The organism is Microbacterium sp. JZ101, from assembly GCF_053903175.1.
Map to the genome: position 1 here is coordinate 1,601,223 of NZ_CP096400.1, position 16,894 is coordinate 1,618,116.

Consider the following 16,894-nt stretch of genomic DNA (forward strand, 5'->3'; position numbering starts at 1 on the left):
CTGCGCCGCCCGTGCGGCGAACGTCACGACGGGGAAACGGCGCGGGAAAGGGAGCGGAACCTCCCTCGCGCATCATCGGTGCATGCCCTCACGCACCGTCTGCTCCTACTGCGGCGTGGGCTGCGGCATCGTCGTCGAGACGCGACCCGACGCGTCGGGCCGCGCGGCGGTCGCGACCGTGTCGGGCGACCGCGCGCACCCGACGAACCGCGGCCGCCTCTGCACGAAGGGCGCCACGCACGCCGAGCTGATGGCGGCGCCCGGGCGCATGACGACGGCCCTGCTGCGGCCCTCGCGCGGCGCCGACGCGGTGCCCGTGCCACGGGACACCGCGATCGAGGAGGCGGGACGACGCCTGCGCGCGATCATCGACGAGCACGGCCCCGACGCGGTCGCGGTCTACGTCTCGGGCCAGATGTCGATGGAGGCGCAGTACCTCTCCAACAAGCTCGTCAAGGGATGGATCCGCGGGATCCACATCGAGTCGAACTCGCGGCTGTGCATGGCCTCTGCCGGGACCGGCTACAAGCAGTCCCTCGGCGCGGACGGCCCTCCCGGCTCGTACGAGGACATCGACCGCGCCGACCTCTTCCTCGTGATCGGATCGAACACGGCCGACTGCCATCCGATCCTCTTCCTCCGGATGGCCGACCGCCTGAAGGCGGGCGCGCGCCTCATCGTCGTCGACCCGCGCCGCACGGCCACCGCCGACCGGGCCGACCTGTTCCTCCAGATCGCGCCGGGGACCGACCTGGCCCTGCTCAACGGCCTGCTGCACCTGCTCGTCGCGGAGGGCGCGATCGACGAGCGGTTCATCGCCGAGCACACCGAGGGATGGGACGCGATGGCGCCCCTCCTGGCCGACTACCCGCCCGACGCGGTGGCGCGCATCACGGGCCTCGCCGAGGAGGACATCCGCACCGCCGCCCGGTGGATCGCGGAGGCGGGCGAGTGGATGACGCTCTGGACGATGGGGCTCAACCAGTCGACGCACGGCACGTGGAGCACGAACGCCATCTGCAACCTCCACCTCGCCACGGGCGCGATCTGCCGTCCCGGCAGCGGCCCGTTCTCCCTCACGGGCCAGCCGAACGCCATGGGCGGGCGCGAGATGGGCTACATGGGACCGGGTCTCCCCGGACAGCGTGCGGTCTTCAGCGCAGAGGACCGGGCGTTCGCCGAGGGGATCTGGGGGCTCGAGGCGGGCGCGATCCGCGCGGAGTCGGGCACGGGCACGATCGACATGTACCGCGACATGGCGGATGGCCGGATCAAGGCCGCGTGGATCATCTGCACGAATCCGGTCGCATCCGTCGCGAACCGCGACACGGTCATCCGCGCGCTCGAGACCGCCGAGCTCGTGATCGTGCAGGACGTGTTCGCGCAGACCGCGACCGCCGCGTACGCCGACATCCTCCTGCCTGCGACGCTGTGGGTCGAGTCGGAGGGCGTGACGGTGAACTCCGACCGGACGCTGACGCTCGTCCAGGCGGTCGCGGACGCGCCGGGCGATGCCCGGCCCGACTGGCAGACGATCTGCGACGTCGCACGAGCGATGGGGTACGAGCGCGGGTTCGCGTTCGCGTCGGCGGAAGAGGTCTTCGACGAGATCCGGCGGTTCTGGAACCCGCAGACGGGGTGGGACGTTCGCGGCATCGACTACGTGCGGCTCCGGGGCGGCCCCGTGCAGTGGCCGTGCCCTCCCGAGGACGCCGCCGAACGCCATCCGATCCGCTACCTGAACGACGGCGTGAGCCAGCGCCCGCACACGGCGTCCGACGGCACCACGCCGCGTCTGGCGTTCCCGACGCCGTCGCGGCGCGCGCAGTTCCTGCCGCGGCCGCATGTCGCGCCCGCCGAGATGCCCGACGACGCGTTCCCCTTCGTGCTCAACACCGGACGCCTCCAGCACCAGTGGCACACGATGACGAAGACCGGGCGGATCGCGAAGCTGAACCGGCTGAATCCGGGCCCGTTCGTGGAGATCCACCCCGCGGATGCCGAGGGGCTCGGGATCGGCGACGGCGACGAGCTCGAGGTCGCGTCGCGGCGCGGGCGATTCGTCGCGCCCGCCGTCGTCACCGACCGCGTGCGCCCCGGCGGCCTGTTCGCGCCGTTCCACTGGAACGACGAGCACGGCGAGGACCGCACCGTGAACGCCGTGACGAGCGACGCGGTCGACGCCGACTCCCGCCAGCCCGAGTTCAAGATCGCCGCGGTCTCGGTGCGCCGGATCGCGCCTGCCGCGTCCGCCGCTCCCGCGGCGCCGGAGGCGACCGCGGCGCCGGGCCTGCCGGCCTTCGCGGTCGCGGCGCCCGAGCCAGCGCCCGCCGAGCAGGTCTACCTCGCCGGCTTCCTCTCGGGGCTGGCCTCGACCCCGCCGCCGGCCGGGCTCGTGCCGGTGCTGCCCGCGACGGCTCCGCTCTCCGACGACGTGCGCGCATGGTTCGACGGGGTGCTCGCGGGCGTCTACTCGCGCGTCCCGGCGGCGCGCGCCGAGCCGACGGGACCCGAGGTGACCGTGCTGTGGGCGTCGCAGACGGGCAACGCCGAGGAGTTCGCGCACGCGTGCGTCGCGGCCGTCGCCGAGCGCGGCATGCGCGGGCGGCTCGTCGGGATGGACGCGTTCCGCGCCGCGGACCTGGCCGATGTCGAGCGCCTCCTCGTCGTGACCTCGACCTTCGGCACCGGGGGGCCGCCGGACAACGGCTCCGCCTTCTGGGATGAGCTGCGCGGAGAGGACGCGCCCCGGCTGGACGGCCTGCCGTACGCCGTGCTCGCGATGGGCGACTCGACCTACGACGACTTCTGCGGGCACGGGCGCAGCATCGACCAGCGCCTGCGCGAGCTGGGCGCGGTCGCGCTCGTCGAGCGCGTGGACTGCGAGCCGTTCGACGATCTCCCCGCGGCGCAGTGGCTCGAGCGGGCGCTCTCCGCGATCGCGGGAGCCGAGGCGCCGCCGGCGGCGGCACCCGCTGCGCCCGCACCCGCTCCCGCGGCGCCGTTCACGCGACGCAACCCGCTCGGCGCGCCCCTCGCGCTCAACGTCCTGCTGAGCGGAGACGGCTCGCAGAAGGAGGTCCGGCGCATCGGGTTCGACCTCGCCGAGGCGGGCGTCTCGTACGAGGCCGGCGACGCGCTCGGCGTGGTGTGCGACAACGCCCCCGAGGTCGTCGCCGACTGGCTCGACGCCGCCGGACTCGACCCGGCGGCCGTGGTGCACGTCGACGGGCAGGACCAGCTCTTCGAGCACGTGCTCCGCACGCGGTTCGACATCACCCGGATCGGGCCGGACCTCCTCGCCTTCGTGTCCGAGCGCAATCGCGACACGACGCTCGCCGCGCTCCTGCGCCGCGACAGCCGGCACCGCCTCGAGCAGCACCTGTGGGGCATGCACGCGGCCGACCTGCTGCGGGAGTTCCCTGTGACGGCCGCTCCCGAGGAGTGGGTCGAGGTGCTCGGGCGGCTCGCGCCGCGGCAGTACTCGATCTCGTCGAGCCCGAAGGAGGGGCACGGCCGCGTCGAGCTGACGGTGTCGGTGGTCCGCTTCCGCACGGACGACGACCGCGCGCGCGGCGGCGTGTGCTCGACCTTCCTCGCCGACCGGGCGCAGGAGGGCGCCGTGCCGATCTACCTGCAGCGCTCGGCCCACTTCCGGCCCCCGGCCGATCCCGCCGCTCCCATGATCATGATCGGCCCTGGCACGGGCATCGCGCCCTTCCGGGGCTTCCTCCACGACCGACGCGCCGACGGGCACACGGGGCGCAACTGGCTGTTCTTCGGCGAGCAGCACGAGGCGACGGACTTCTACTACCGCGACGAGCTCGTCGGCATGCACGAGGACGGCTTCCTCACCCGGCTCGACACCGCGTTCTCGCGCGATCAGCGTCAGAAGATCTACGTGCAGGACCGCATGCGCGAGCACGGCGCCGAGCTGTGGCGCTGGCTCCAGGAGGGCGCGAGCGTCTTCGTCTGCGGCGACGCCGAGCGGATGGCCAAGGACGTCGACCACGCGCTGCTGGAGATCGCGCGGGTGCACGGTGGCCTGGACGAGGACGACGCCCTGCAGTTCAAGAAGGAGCTGACGGCCGACCGCCGGTACGTGCGCGACGTCTACTGAGCGCGGATACGACGATGGCCCGGTCACGAGACCGGGCCATCGTCGTATCCGCGCGGAGCTCAGATGCGGTGACGCGCGAGCGACGCGCGCGGCACGGCGTACACGAGCGCCGTGATCGCGAGCAGCGCGGCATAGAGGGCGATGAAGCCCCAGAAGGCGAGCGTGTAGCCGCCCGTCGCGGCCTGCGAGGCGTTAAGCACCTGAGGGATGACGAAGCCGCCGTAGGCGCCGATCGCCGAGATGAGCCCGAGCGCCGCCGAGGCCTTGCGCTGGGTGCCGACCGAGTGCGCCTCTCCGGCCGTGGCCGCGCCGCGCGCGGCGAAGATGCTCGGGATCATCCGGTACGTCGCGCCGTTGCCGATGCCCGTCGCGAGGAACAGCACGAGGAAGCACGCGAGGAAGATCCAGAAGCTCCCGAGGGGGAGGGTGAGGATGAGCGCGAGCGTGGCGGCGATCATGAGCGCGAACGCGGCGATGGTCATCCGCGCGCCGCCGATGCGGTCGGCGAGCCGGCCGCCGTACGGGCGGGCGACCGATCCGACGAGCGCTCCGAGGAAGGCGAGCGTGAGCGACGCCGAGCCGACCTGGAAGGTCGAGAACGCGGGGAACTGATCGGCGATGAGCTTGGGGAACACGCTCGCGAAGCCGATGAACGAGCCGAACGTGCCGATGTAGAGCAGGGCCATGAGCCACAGGTGCGGCTCGCGGAGCGCGGCGGCCGCGCCCGCGACGTCGGCCTTCGCCGTCGAGAGGTTGTCCATGAAGCGCCATGCGCCCCACATCGCGACGAGGATGAGCGGAACCCACATCCATCCGGCGAGCTGGATGTTCAGCGTGCCGGCCGCGCCGAGCGTCACGACGATCGGGACGAGCAGCTGCGCGACCGACGTGCCGATGTTTCCGCCCGCGGCGTTCAGGCCGAGCGCCCAGCCCTTCTCCCGCTGGGGGAAGAAGTAGGTGATGTTCGCCATCGAGCTCGCGAAGTTGCCGCCGCCGACGCCCGCGAGCGCGGCGACGAGGAGCAGCACGCCGAACGGGGTGTCCGGGTTCTGGACGACGATCCCGAGCAGGATCGTCGGGACGAGCAGGAGCCCCGCCGACACGATCGTCCAGTTGCGGCCGCCGAAGCGCGCGACCGCGAAGGTGTACGGGAAGCGCAGCGTCGCGCCGACGAGGCTCGGCAGGGAGATGAGCCAGAACTGCTCGCCGCTCGCGAGCGCGAACCCGGCGCTCGGCAGCATCACGACGACGATGCTCCAGAGCTGCCAGACGATGAAGCCGAGGAACTCGGCGAAGATCGACCATCCGAGGTTGCGCCGCGCGATGCGCCGGCCGGTGCTCTGCCAGAACGCCGGATCCTCGGCGTCCCAGCCGTCGACCCAGCGGCCGGGGCGGACGACGAGAGACGAGGCGGATGAGGGGAGGGTGGTGCTCTCGGGGGTGGTGCTCGTTGGCGTGGCCATGGCGTCTCCTGATGAGAGGTCCGACAGCGGAAAGGGATGCGCCTCCGACGCTAGGGGGCGCATGTTTCCGCGTGCGGGGGAGGCGGTGACGGACGCATCACCGTCCCGTCACGCGCCGCGCCCGGCCGCGATGACCGTCGTGTGACATGCCGGAAACACGGCTCCGGCGCTCCTAGACTGGGGGGATGCGCATCGACATCGTCACGATCTTCCCGGCGTTCTTCGATGTGCTCGACGTCTCCCTCATCGGCAAGGCGCGCGATCGCGGGCTGCTCGACCTGCGCGTCCACGATCTGCGCGATGCGACGCACGACCGGCACCGCACGGTCGACGACACGCCGTACGGCGGCGGGGCCGGCATGGTCATGAAGCCCGAGCCGTGGGGCGAGATGCTCGACGACGTGCTCGGCGACGACGCGGTGCTCATCGTCCCGTCGCCCGCGGGGGAGCGGTTCACGCAGGCCGTCGCGCGCGAGCTCGCCGACGAGCGCCAGCTCGTCTTCGCGTGCGGGCGCTACGAGGGGATCGACCAGCGGGTCATCGACCACTACGCCGAGCGCGGTCGCGTGCGGCTCGTGAGCCTCGGCGACTACGTCCTCAACGGGGGCGAGGTCGCCGCGATGGCGATGATCGAGGCCGTCGCGCGGCTCGTGCCGGGGGTCGTCGGCAACCCGGAGAGCCTCGTGGAGGAGTCGCACGAGATCGGGCTGCTCGAGTACCCGATCTACACGAAGCCCGCCGTCTGGCGCGGCCTCGAGGTGCCGCCCGTGCTGCTGAGCGGGAACCACGGTGCGGTCGACGCCTGGCGCAGGGAGCAGAGCATCGAGCGGACGCGCCGCGTCCGCCCCGACCTCCTGCCGGACGAGCTCCGCGCGGGCGAGTAGCGCCGCGAGGCGGCCCTACCGAGCCGCGCCGTCGCGCCACTGCGCGGCGAGAGCCGCGACGAGGCGCACGGCAGCCTCCGCCTCGTCGGCGGATCCGCCGCGCCGTCCTGCCGCGAGGCCCGCGAGGAAGGCGCTCACGGGCGCGGCCGGCCGCGCGACGTCGTGGGCCACATCGCGCGCGAGGTCGAGGACGAGCGCGATCGAGACCTCCTCGCGCGGCAGCTCGAGCCGCTCGCACACGGCGTCGACCCAGGTGTCGAGTGCCTCCGGAGGGAGGGTCCGGTCAGTGGTCTCGGTCATGGTGCCGCCCTTCGCCGCGTGCCCGCTCCAGATCCTGCCAGGTGTCGACGTCGGCGACCACTCCCTCATGCGCGCGGACGACCGAGATCGAGAGCTCGGCGATGAGCTCGCGGAACGACGCACCGGCGACGGGAATGCGCTTGGCGCGCTCGCGCAGCGCGCGCGTGCGGTAGCGGCCCACGAGCCACTGCGGACGCCCGCTCTCGTCGGCGAGGCACACGCCGTCGCCCGGGGGCAGGAGCGCCGCCGCGTCGTCGAGCACTCGGACCGCCTCCTCGACGCGAGGGAGGTCGGTGGCGAGCACGAGCACGCTCTCGGCGTCGACATGCGGCAGCGCGGCGGCCACCGCGGCGACGGGGCCGCCGTACTCCGGCTCCTCGCGCACCCAGAGGACGCCCTCGACTCCCGGACGCGGAGGGCCCACGACGACGACCGGGGCGCAGCCCGCGGCGGCGTCGAGCGCGCGGGCGAGGAGGGAGCGCCCATCGACGTCGAGCAGGGGCTTGTCGACGCCGCCGAGCCGGGACGCCCGCCCGCCCGCGAGGAGGATGGCCGCGGTCATGCCGCGGGCAGGAGCGCGAGCGCGTCGCGGTACCGCTCCGCCACGATGGCCGCGACGCGGCGGTCCGCGCCGAGCGGCGCGGTCACGACGTCGGCGCCGGCCTGGCGCACGAGGTTCGCGAAGAAGCCGGGCGCGAGGACGTAGCTCGCCGCGATGACGCGCGTTGCACCGGCCGCGCGGGCGGCCTCGACGGCGTCGGGGATGCGCGGATCGGCCCCCGCCGCGTACCCGATCGTCACGGGGACGGGCAGCACGCGACGCAGGCGCGCGGCGACCGCCTCGACATCGGCGACCGAAGCCGGGTTGGTCGATCCCGCCGCCGCGAGCACGACGTGATCGCCGTCGCGTCGGCCGGCCTCTGGCGCGTCGGCCTCGTCGAGTCGGGCCTCGAGGACGAGCGCGAGCAGGTCGTGGGGCCCGAGCGCCGGGGCCTTGACCACGTGCGGGAACGGCGCCACGGCGCGCGCGATGTCGACCTCGGTGTGGAACCCGGTCGAGAGGAGGAGCGGGACGACGACGGCGGGCCCGTCGGCTGCCACCCGGGCGACGACGTCGCCGACCTCGGGCTCCTCGACGTCGACGAACGCCTGCTCGACGCGCACATCCGGCAGGAGCGTGCGCACCTCGTCGACGAGCGCCCGCACGGCCTCGCGGCCCTCCTCGAAGCGGGTGCCGTGCGAGCACGCGATGAGCGTCGTCATTCCTGGTCCTCCACGTTGAGACGATAGCCGCGCTTGACCACCGTCTTGATGACATCCGGCACCCCGAGCGCCTCGCGCAGGCGCGCCACGGCCATCTCGACCGCATGCGAGTTCTGGCTCGAGCGCGGGAGGGCGTGCTGCAGCTCGGCGCGCGTGACGACCGCGCCGCGCGCGCGGAACAGCATGTCGAGCACGTCGATGCCCGTGCGCGAGAGCGGCACGAAGCGCCCCTCGATCACGGCGCCGCCGCTGCGCAGCTCGAAGCGGCCGGCGCTCGTCTGCGCGTGCGGGGCACCGCCCGCGCCGAAGTAGGCGACGACCGTGCGCACGAGGGAGCCGAGCCGACCCCGCTCGGCGACGACGGGGTGGAGTCGCGCGTCCTGCAGGGGGCCGGCCGTGATCGGTCCCACGGCGGCGAGGAGGAGCCGGCCCTGGGCTGCGCGGTCGCGGATGTCCTCGAGCGCGTGCGCCGCGGAGGCCGCGGCGACCCACTCGGCCGCGCCCGGCGCGGACGTGAAGAGCACGGCGTCGACCTCGCCGTCGCCGGCCTGGATGACCGACCGCAGCACGACCTGGGGGTCGGGCGGCGGGCCCCATCGGTACACGGTGAGGCTCACGACGTCGGCGCCGTGGCTCTCGAACAGCTCGTCGAGGCCGTCGGCGCCCGATCCATGGTGCTGCACGGCGATCCTGCGCCCCTCGACGCCCTGCGTCACGAGGTACTCGCCGAGCTCCGCGGACGTCTCGGACTCCGCGACCCAGTCCGCGGTGAAGCCCGCCTGCTGGACCGCGCCGCGCGCCTTCGGGCCGCGCGCGACGATCTGCGCGCGTGAGAGGGCGGCCGCGAGCTCGTCGGCGAGATCCGCCTCGAAGGCGGCCTCCATCCAGCCGCGGAAGCCGACTCCGGTCGTGGCGACGACGATGTCGGGCGGGTTGGCGATGAGCGCGCGCGTCGCGTCGACGAGCGCCTCGTCGTCGATGTGGGAGACGATCGTCACCGCGGGCGCCTGGCGCACCTGCGCTCCGTGGCGCTCGAGCGCGGCGGCGAGCTCGCCCGCGCGACGGTCGACGGCGATGACGACGGTGCAGCCGTCGAGGGCTGCGGAGAGGGGAGGACGTGCGGTCACGTGGTGGTGTCACCTGCCAGCTCGGGTTCGGGGAGGAGGAGGGATGCGCGCGCGACGTCTCCGATGACGATCACGGCCGGGTTGCGGACCCCCGCGGCGCGTGCATCGGCGACCGCGGCGGCAAGGGTCGTGCGTGTCGTGCGCTGCTGCGGGGTGTGCCCGCTCTCGACGATCGCCACCGGGCGGTCCTCCGGCACGCCGTGCGCGAGCGCCGCCGCGACGATGCGCGGGAGCGCCGCGACGCCCATGAGGAAGACCGTCGTGACAGCGGCATCGGAGAGCGCGGCGAGCGTCGTGTCGGCGATCTCGCCCTGGCCGTTCACGATGTGCACGGACGCGGCGGTTCCGCGGTGCGTGACCGGGATGCCCGCCGCCTGCGGCACGGAGACGGCGCTCGTCGGCCCGGGGACCACCTCGACCGGCACGCCGGCCGCGAGGCAGGCGGCGAGCTCCTCACCGCCGCGGCCGAAGACGAAGGGGTCGCCGCCCTTCAGCCGGACCACGCGGCGCCCGGCCTGCGCATGCGCCACGAGGAGCCGGTTGATCTCGTCCTGCGGCACGGGATGGTGGCCGGGGCGCTTCCCCACATCGATGACGAGCACGTCGGGGTCGAGCTCGGGCAGCAGCGCATCCGCCGGGCCGAGCCGGTCGGCGACGACGACGTCGGCCTCGGCGAGGAGCCGCCGCGCCCGCACGGTCATGAGGTCGACGGGGCCCGGGCCCCCTCCGACGAGGTCGACGCGGCCGGCCGCGCCGCCGCGGCGTCGGCGCAGCGGGAGGCGTCCCGAGACGAGGAGCCGCTCGATCGCGTCGCGGAGGCGCGCCGCGCGACCCGGGTCGACCCCGGCGTCGGACATCACGCCGACGACCACGTCGCCCGAGCGCGTGTCGGCGGCGATCCGCGCGGTGCCGTGCGCGCCATCCGATGCGTTGACGCACAGGACGCGCTGCGCCTCGCAGAGCGCGGCCACGCGCAGGTCGACCTGCAGGTCGCCCGTCGCCGTGTGCACGAGCCACGCTCCGTCGAGGTCCTCGCGGCGGAACCGCCGCGGCGCCCAGGGCACGCCGTGAGCCTCCACGAGGTCGCGGACCGCGGGCGAGAGGTCGGGGGCGACGACACGCGGGAGGGCGCCGTCGTCGAGGAAGCGCTGGAGCCGCCGCGCCGTGACCGCGCCGCCGCCGACGAGGAGCACATCGCGACCGGACAGCGAGACGCCGAGCATCGTGGTCATCGGCTCACTCCCATCGGATGTAGACGTCGTCGCCCTGCTGCGACACGGGCCAGACCCGCAGCGAGCGGGGATCCTTGCCCTGCGTGTCGAGGCACGCCCCCGTCCGGAGGTCGAACACCTGCTTGTACATCGGGGACGCGACGGTGGGGGTGTCCTGCCCCGACTCGACGTCCTGTCCGGTCTCGACGAAACGCCTTGTGCCGACGATACCGCGAGACATGACGTGCGCGTCGCTGTACGGGTCCAGGTTCGACACGGCGTGGATGGCGCCGCCGGGCAGGAGGAACAGGGCGATCTGCGTGTCGCCGATGAGCGCGGCGCGGCCGCGCTCGACCTCGAGGTCGGAGACGGCGCACACGCGCACCCAGGAGCGGGCGACGGGGGCCGTCGCGGGATCGGTCTGCGTGAGCGTCATCGACGCACCTCCAGGGTCGTGCCGGCGATGAGGACGCCGCCGGCGGCGCGCTCCTCGGGGCTGGCGGGGCGGATCTGACCGCGTTCCGGCACGAACGCGATCGAGGGATCGGGGGTGTCGGGGGCGTTCACGAAGGACTGGAAGCGCTTGAGCTTCTCGGGGTCGCGGAGCGTGGCCGCCCACTCGTCCTCGTAGTTGTCGATGTGCGCCGCCATCGCCGCGTCGAGGTCGGCGCAGATGCCGAGGCTGTCCTCGAAGATGACCTCCCTGAGGCCCTCGATGCCGCCCTCGAGCTCCTCGAACCACGGCGCCGTGCGCTGCAGGCGGTCGGCCGTGCGGATGTAGTACATGAAGAAGCGGTCGATGGCCGTGAGCAGCTCGGCGTCGCTGAGGCCCTCGGCGAGGAGCTGCGCGTGGCGCGGGGTGAAGCCGCCGTTGCCGCCCACGTACATGTTCCATCCCGTCTCGGTCGCGATCACGCCGACGTCCTTGCCGCGGGCCTCTGCGCACTCGCGCGCGCATCCCGAGACGCCGAGCTTGAGCTTGTGCGGGGCGCGCAGGCCGCGGTAGCGCAGCTCGAGCTGCACCGCCATGCCGACCGAGTCGAGGACGCCGTACCGGCACCAGGTCGATCCGACGCACGACTTCACCGTGCGCAGCGACTTGCCGTAGGCGTGGCCCGACTCGAACCCGGCGTCGATCAGCCGTGCCCAGATGGCGGGCAGCTGCTCGAGCCGCGCGCCGAACATGTCCACGCGCTGCCCGCCCGTGATCTTCGTGTACAGGCCGAAGTCGCGCGCGATCTCTCCGACCGCGATGAGGCCCTCCGGCGTGACCTCGCCGCCGGGCATCCGCGGGACGACCGAGTAGGTGCCGTCCTTCTGCATGTTGGCCATGACGTGGTCGTTCGTGTCCTGCAGCGTCGCGTTCTCGCCGTCGAGCACGTGGCGGCCGACGAGGACGGACAGGATGCTCGCGAGAGCGGGCTTGCAGATGTCGCAGCCGCGCCCCCGCCCGAAGCGCTCGATGACGGCGGAGAACGTGTCGAGACCCGAGACGCGGACGGCGTCGAAGAGCTGCCGCCGGGACATGTCGAAGTGCTCACAGAGCGCGTTCGAGACGGTCTGTCCCATCTTCGCGAGCTCCTGGCCGACGATCTTCTTCACCGTGGTGAGACACGAGCCGCACGTGGCCCCCGCCTTCGTGCACGCCTTCACCTCGCCAGCGTCGGTGCAGCCGTCGTCGTGCACGGCCGAGCGGATGCGCCCCGCCGTGACGCTCGAGCACGAGCAGATGATCGCCTCGTCAGGGAGGTCGCCGCCGGGAGCCTCGACTCCGCCCTCGGGCATGAGGTAGGCGACGGGGTCGGCGCCCAGCGCGCTGCCCAGAAGCGGGCGCAGCGAGCCGTATGCCGACGCGTCGCCGACGAGGATGCCGCCGAGCAGGGTCTTGGCGTCGTCCGACAGCACGAGCTTCTTGTACACGCCGGCCACCGGGTCGGCGTAGCTGACGTCGAGAGCGCCCGGCGTGCGCGCGAACGCGTCGCCGAAGCTCGCGACGTCGACGCCCGAGAGCTTGAGCTTGGTGGAGTCGTCGAAGCCGGGGAAGGTCGCGTCGCCGCCCAGCAGCTGCGTCGCCGCGACCTCGGCCATGGCGTACCCGGGTGCGACGAGGCCGATGCACTGGCCGTCGAAGCTCGCGACCTCGCCGATCGCGAGGATCGACGGGTCGGCCGTGCGGCAGCGGTCGTCGATGACGACCCCGCCGCGTGGGTCCGCGGGGAGCCCGGCGGCACGGGCGAGCTCGTCGCGCGGGCGGACGCCCACCGTGAACACGACGATGTCGGCGCCGACGTAGGAGCCGTCCTGGAACTCGAGCCCCGCGACGTTGCCCGAGCGGTCGGGGTCGAGGCGGGTCGTGCGGGCCTGGGTCAGCACCTCGATCCCGCGCGCCTCGATGAGGCGCCGCAGCGCGTTGCCGCCGGCGAGATCGAGCTGGGCCGACATGAGGCGGTCGGACGACTGCACGACCGTGCAGGCGACGTCGAGACCCTGGAGCGCTCCTGCCGCCTCGAGCCCGAGGAGCCCGCCGCCGATCACCTTGCCGACGAGCGGCCTGCCCAGCTGCGCCGACCGCGCGGCGACGAAGTCGCGCATGCGCTGCACGTCGTCGATCGTCCGGTAGACGAAGCAGCCGGGGAGGTCGGAGCCGTCGACGGCGACCTTCGCGGCGTAGGAGCCCGTCGCGAGGACGAGCGTGTCATAGGGGATGTCGCGGCGCGCGGCGGTCGTGACGGTGCGCTCCGCGCGGTTGATGCGGATGACCGGCTCTCCGGGGAGGAGCTCGACCCGATCGTCGTCGAAGACGCCGGGGTCGAGGGTCAGGTCGTCGGGGGTGGCTCCCGAGAAGAACGACGTGAGGCCGACCCGGTCGTAGGGCAGCCGGCGCTCCTCGCCGAGCACGGTCACGTGCCAGGGGGCCGTCGTGCGGCTGAGGAGGCTCTCGACGAAGCGATGCGCCACCATCCCGGCGCCGACGACGACGATGCGAGAGGGGAGGGGGTCCACGGCGGTCATGGCGGCTCCTGCGTTCGAGGGTCACTTCGAGGTCGTGACACGAACGTAGGAGCGCGGTGTTTCCCGTCTGCGCGGCCGGGGGTTTCCCCGAGCGAACGTTTCGCTCACAACCGCCTGAGCGGCGGATGTGAGGACGGCGTCAGAGGTGCGAGCGGTCCGTCAGGACGATCGGGCCGTCCTCCGTGATCGCGATGGTGTGCTCGCTGTGCGCGCCGCGCGAGCCGTCCGCGCTGCGCAGCGTCCAGCCATCCGGGTCGGTGACGAGCTCGTCGGTGCTCTGCAGGAACCACGGCTCGATCGCGATGACGAGACCCGGCTTGAGCGGGAATCCGCGCCCGGGGCGGCCGTCGTTCGGGATGTGCGGGTCGCCGTGCATGATGCGGCCCACGCCGTGGCCGCCGAAGTCGGTGTTGATCGAGAGGCCGTCGGCACGCGCGATCTGCGAGATGGCCGCGGAGATGTCGCCCACGCGATTGCCCACCGTCGCGGCGGCGATCGCGGCGTCGAGCGCGCGCTCGGTCGTGTCGATGAGGGCGAGGTCCTCGTCGCGCGGGGTGCCGACGACGAACGAGACAGCGGAGTCGGCGACCCAGCCGTCGATCGAGACCGCGAAGTCGAGCGTGACGAGGTCGCCGTCGCGCAGCGCGTAGTCGTGCGGGAGCCCGTGGAGGACCGCGTCGTTGATCGACGTGCAGATGACCTTGCCGAACGGGCTCGCGCCGAACGACGGGTGGTAGTCGATGTAGCACGACTCGGCCCCTGCCCGGCGGATGAGCTCGTGCGCGCGACGGTCGATCGCGAGGAGGTTCGTGCCGACCTTCGTCTCCTCGCGGAGCGTCGCGAGGGTCTCCGCGACGAACCGGCCAGCCGGCCGCATCTGCTCGATCTCGGCCGGGGTGCGCAGTTCGATCATGGGTGTGTCCTCTCGCTCGAACCTCCATTCTCCCCGATGCGCGGCGAGGGGCGGCACCCGCGGATCGTGGCGCGGGTCCTGGTGTGAGACAATGGGATGTCGTGCTGTGACGACCGCGCCCGTCGGCGCGGGCCGTTTCGCGCTCTGCCGCAGGGGAGCCGAGGGTCCACGGGATCCCACATGCACGTGCGATACCCCATTTTCGAAGGCGGTCGACCTGAGGCGGCCGCAGGAAGAGAACCGTCATGCACATTCTCGACGCCGTCGATGCGGCTTCGCTCCGCTCCGACGTCCCCGCGTTCGGCCCCGGCGACACCGTCAAGGTGCACGTGAACATCGTCGAGGGCAGCCGCTCGCGCATCCAGGTGTTCCAGGGCGTCGTCATCCGCCGCCAGGGCTCGGGCGTGCGCGAGACCTTCACGGTCCGCAAGATCAGCTTCCAGGTCGGCGTGGAGCGCACGTTCCCCGTGCACTCGCCGGTCATCGACCACATCGAGGTCGTCACGCGCGGTGACGTGCGTCGCGCGAAGCTGTACTACCTGCGCGAGCTGCGCGGCAAGAAGGCGAAGATCAAGGAGAAGCGCGAGAACGCCTGATCTCACGCGATCCGAGCAGACACCCCGTGCCCCGCGGCACGGGGTGTCTGCGTTCATGTGAGATTCTGGAGGAACGCCCCCGTCACCTCGGCGGCGCGGACGCGAAGGACCCCATGACGAGCGACACCACGACCGCCGAGCAGCCGGAGCAGCGCGGACGGGGCATCCTGATGTTCCTGCGCGACATCGCCGTCATCGTGGTGGTCGCGCTGGTGGTGTCGTTCCTCATCAAGACGTTCATCGTCCGGTCGTTCTTCATCCCGTCGGCGTCGATGGAGGACACGCTCCAGATCGACGACCGCATCCTCGTGGACGAGCTCACGCCGCTGTGGACGGGCTACGAGCGCGGGGACATCGTCGTGTTCGAGGATCCGGGCGGCTGGCTCGATCCGCAGCCGAAGGCGCCCGAGCAGTCGCCGTTCATGGAGGCCGTCGACGGGCTCCTGACCCTCGTGGGGCTGTCGGCCGGCGATTCGGACGACCACCTCGTGAAGCGCATCATCGGGCTGCCGGGCGATCACGTCGAGTGCTGCAACGCGCTGGGGCAGATCACCGTCAACGGGGTCCCGGTCGACGAGCTCGGCTACCTCAAGCTGCCCGAGGGCGACACCCAGGCCTCGAACGACCCGTTCGACGTCGTCGTGCCGGAGGGTGCCCTGTGGGTGCTCGGCGACAACCGCGACAACTCGCGCGATGCGCGCTTCCACACGGACCAGCCCGGCGGCGGGTTCGTGCCGATCGACAACGTCGTGGGCCGGGTGTTCCTCCTCACCTGGCCGCTCGACCGCTTCGGGACGGTCGACGGGCATCACGAGGTGTTCCGGGGCATCCCCGACCGCGAGGACGAGGCCGAGGAGGAGAAGGCGAGCGCAGCGGGATGACCGTCGTCGCGCCGACCATCGCGCACGAGCGGGCGCTCCTCGCGGAGGCGCCGCTCGTCTTCGCGCTCGACGAGGTCGGGCGCGGCGCCCTCGCCGGGCCCGTGACCATCGGGGCATCCGTCGTGGACGCGGAGGCCGTCGCCTGTACGGTTCCCGAGGGGCTGCGCGACTCGAAGCTCGTCCCCGCCGGACGCCGCGCGGACGTCGCCGACCGCGCGGCCGCGTGGGTCAGGGCCAGCGCGCTCGGCTGGGCGACGGCCGCGGAGGTCGACGAGATCGGGATCATCCGCGCCCTGGGCCTCGCGGCCGTCCGCGCGCTCGCGTCGCTCGAGGAGCAGGGCTACGCGCCCGCGGCCGGGGTCGTGCTCCTCGACGGCAACCACGACTACATCTCGCCCGTGCGCGGCGCGGGGCTCGACATCCGCACGGTGGTCAAGGGCGACCGCGACTGCGCGTCGCTCGCTGCGGCATCGGTCATCGCGAAGGTCGCGCGCGACGGCCTCATGACCGGACTCCACGATGAGCTCCCGGTCTACGAATGGGCCAGCAACAAGGGCTACGCGAGCGCGACGCACCGTGCCGCGATCCGCGAGCACGGTCTGAGTGCGCACCACCGCCGGTCGTGGGCGATCGCCGACGCGCCCGCCCTGTTCTGAGCCGCCTTCGAGCGGCGCGACGCGGCATCCCGGACGCCTAGGATGGGAGGACCATGGATGACGATGTCTTCGAGGATTACGACCGCGAGCTCGAGCTGGCTCTGTTCCGCGAGTACCGCGACGTGGTCTCGCAGTTCCAGTTCGTGATCGAGACCGAGCGCCGCTTCTACCTCGCGAACGAGGTCGACGTCGTCCGTCACGACACCGAGACCGACTTCTACTTCGAGATCACGATGAAGGACGTCTGGGTCTGGGACATCTACCGCTCGGACCGCTTCGTGAAGTCGGTGCGCGTGCTCACGTTCAAGGACGTGAACATCGAGGAGCTGTCGCGCCGCGACTTCGAGCTGCCCGACGAGCTCTCGCTCGACGGCAAGTAGCATCCCCGCGCGGCGACGCCGTCTGCACAGGCGCGCCCCGCGGCGCGCCGTCTCCCCAGCCGGCCGTCCGCCGCCGCATCCGGTCGTC

15 protein-coding genes are annotated in these 16,894 nt (G+C 72.8%); 6 read left to right on the forward strand and 9 right to left on the reverse strand.

The features are described 5' to 3' along the window. Positions 1 to 82: 82 nt before the first annotated feature. Positions 83 to 4,120 carry a molybdopterin-dependent oxidoreductase gene (locus M1D56_RS07420; protein ID WP_456285123.1) on the forward strand — a complete coding sequence of 1,346 codons (4,038 nt, stop codon included), beginning with the start codon at positions 83 to 85 and terminating at the stop codon, positions 4,118 to 4,120. Positions 4,121 to 4,179: 59 nt separating this feature from the next. On the opposite strand, the gene M1D56_RS07425 is transcribed toward M1D56_RS07420, so the two are convergent. After that, a complete protein-coding gene (locus tag M1D56_RS07425; protein ID WP_271171722.1) occupies positions 4,180 to 5,583 on the reverse strand; it encodes an MFS transporter in 1,404 nt (467 codons plus the stop codon). Positions 5,584 to 5,768: 185 nt separating this feature from the next. Here M1D56_RS07425 and trmD point away from each other — a divergent pair, with 185 nt between their 5' ends. After that, positions 5,769 to 6,467, forward strand: a complete 699-nt coding sequence (trmD, locus tag M1D56_RS07430; RefSeq protein WP_271171723.1) for a tRNA (guanosine(37)-N1)-methyltransferase TrmD — start codon at positions 5,769 to 5,771, stop codon at positions 6,465 to 6,467. Between the two features lie 15 nt (positions 6,468 to 6,482). On the opposite strand, the gene M1D56_RS07435 is transcribed toward trmD, so the two are convergent. From M1D56_RS07435 to map, 8 genes are all read right to left on the reverse strand, one after another. Further along, on the reverse strand, positions 6,483 to 6,767 hold the full coding sequence (locus M1D56_RS07435) for a DUF6457 domain-containing protein (protein WP_456285124.1): 285 nt from the start codon (positions 6,765 to 6,767) through the stop codon (positions 6,483 to 6,485). Beyond that, a complete protein-coding gene (gene mobA, locus M1D56_RS07440) occupies positions 6,751 to 7,329 on the reverse strand; it encodes a molybdenum cofactor guanylyltransferase (protein WP_456285125.1) in 579 nt (192 codons plus the stop codon). Before mobA ends, M1D56_RS07435 begins: the two co-directional genes overlap by 17 nt. Then, positions 7,326 to 8,030, reverse strand: coding sequence for a sirohydrochlorin chelatase (locus M1D56_RS07445; protein ID WP_456285126.1), 705 nt, complete (start codon positions 8,028 to 8,030; stop codon positions 7,326 to 7,328). Before M1D56_RS07445 ends, mobA begins: the two co-directional genes overlap by 4 nt. Further along, positions 8,027 to 9,157, reverse strand: a complete 1,131-nt coding sequence (locus tag M1D56_RS07450) for a uroporphyrinogen-III synthase (protein ID WP_271171727.1) — start codon at positions 9,155 to 9,157, stop codon at positions 8,027 to 8,029. The genes M1D56_RS07445 and M1D56_RS07450 overlap by 4 nt, the downstream gene beginning before the upstream one ends. Continuing rightward, positions 9,154 to 10,389, reverse strand: a complete 1,236-nt coding sequence (cobA, locus tag M1D56_RS07455; RefSeq protein WP_271171728.1) for a uroporphyrinogen-III C-methyltransferase — start codon at positions 10,387 to 10,389, stop codon at positions 9,154 to 9,156. The genes M1D56_RS07450 and cobA overlap by 4 nt, the downstream gene beginning before the upstream one ends. A 4-nt stretch (positions 10,390 to 10,393) precedes the next feature. Continuing rightward, positions 10,394 to 10,804 (reverse strand): nitrite reductase small subunit NirD, encoded by a 411-nt coding sequence (gene nirD, locus M1D56_RS07460; RefSeq protein WP_271171729.1) that lies wholly within the window; start codon positions 10,802 to 10,804, stop codon positions 10,394 to 10,396. After that, positions 10,801 to 13,380 (reverse strand): nitrite reductase large subunit NirB, encoded by a 2,580-nt coding sequence (gene nirB, locus M1D56_RS07465; RefSeq protein WP_456285127.1) that lies wholly within the window; start codon positions 13,378 to 13,380, stop codon positions 10,801 to 10,803. Before nirB ends, nirD begins: the two co-directional genes overlap by 4 nt. 139 nt (positions 13,381 to 13,519) lie before the next feature. Further along, positions 13,520 to 14,293: a type I methionyl aminopeptidase gene (gene map, locus M1D56_RS07470; protein ID WP_271171731.1), complete on the reverse strand. Its 774-nt coding sequence runs from the start codon at positions 14,291 to 14,293 to the stop codon at positions 13,520 to 13,522. 245 nt (positions 14,294 to 14,538) lie between these two features. Between map and rplS the strand changes: the two genes are divergently transcribed. The 4 genes from rplS (at position 14,539) to M1D56_RS07490 (ending at position 16,806) form a co-directional block, all read left to right on the forward strand. Further along, complete coding sequence (rplS, locus tag M1D56_RS07475) at positions 14,539 to 14,889, forward strand: 50S ribosomal protein L19 (RefSeq protein WP_271171732.1); 351 nt, start codon at positions 14,539 to 14,541, stop codon at positions 14,887 to 14,889. A gap of 113 nt (positions 14,890 to 15,002) precedes the next feature. Next, entirely contained in the window at positions 15,003 to 15,770 is a 768-nt protein-coding gene (gene lepB, locus M1D56_RS07480; RefSeq protein WP_271171733.1) for a signal peptidase I, read from the forward strand. After that, a complete protein-coding gene (locus tag M1D56_RS07485) occupies positions 15,767 to 16,426 on the forward strand; it encodes a ribonuclease HII (protein ID WP_455969606.1) in 660 nt (219 codons plus the stop codon). The genes lepB and M1D56_RS07485 overlap by 4 nt, the downstream gene beginning before the upstream one ends. Before the next feature lie 53 nt (positions 16,427 to 16,479). Next, the gene (locus tag M1D56_RS07490) at positions 16,480 to 16,806 is read left to right on the forward strand and encodes a DUF2469 family protein (RefSeq protein ID WP_271171735.1); all 327 of its coding nucleotides are present in this window, start codon (positions 16,480 to 16,482) and stop codon (positions 16,804 to 16,806) included. Positions 16,807 to 16,894: the final 88 nt, after the last annotated feature.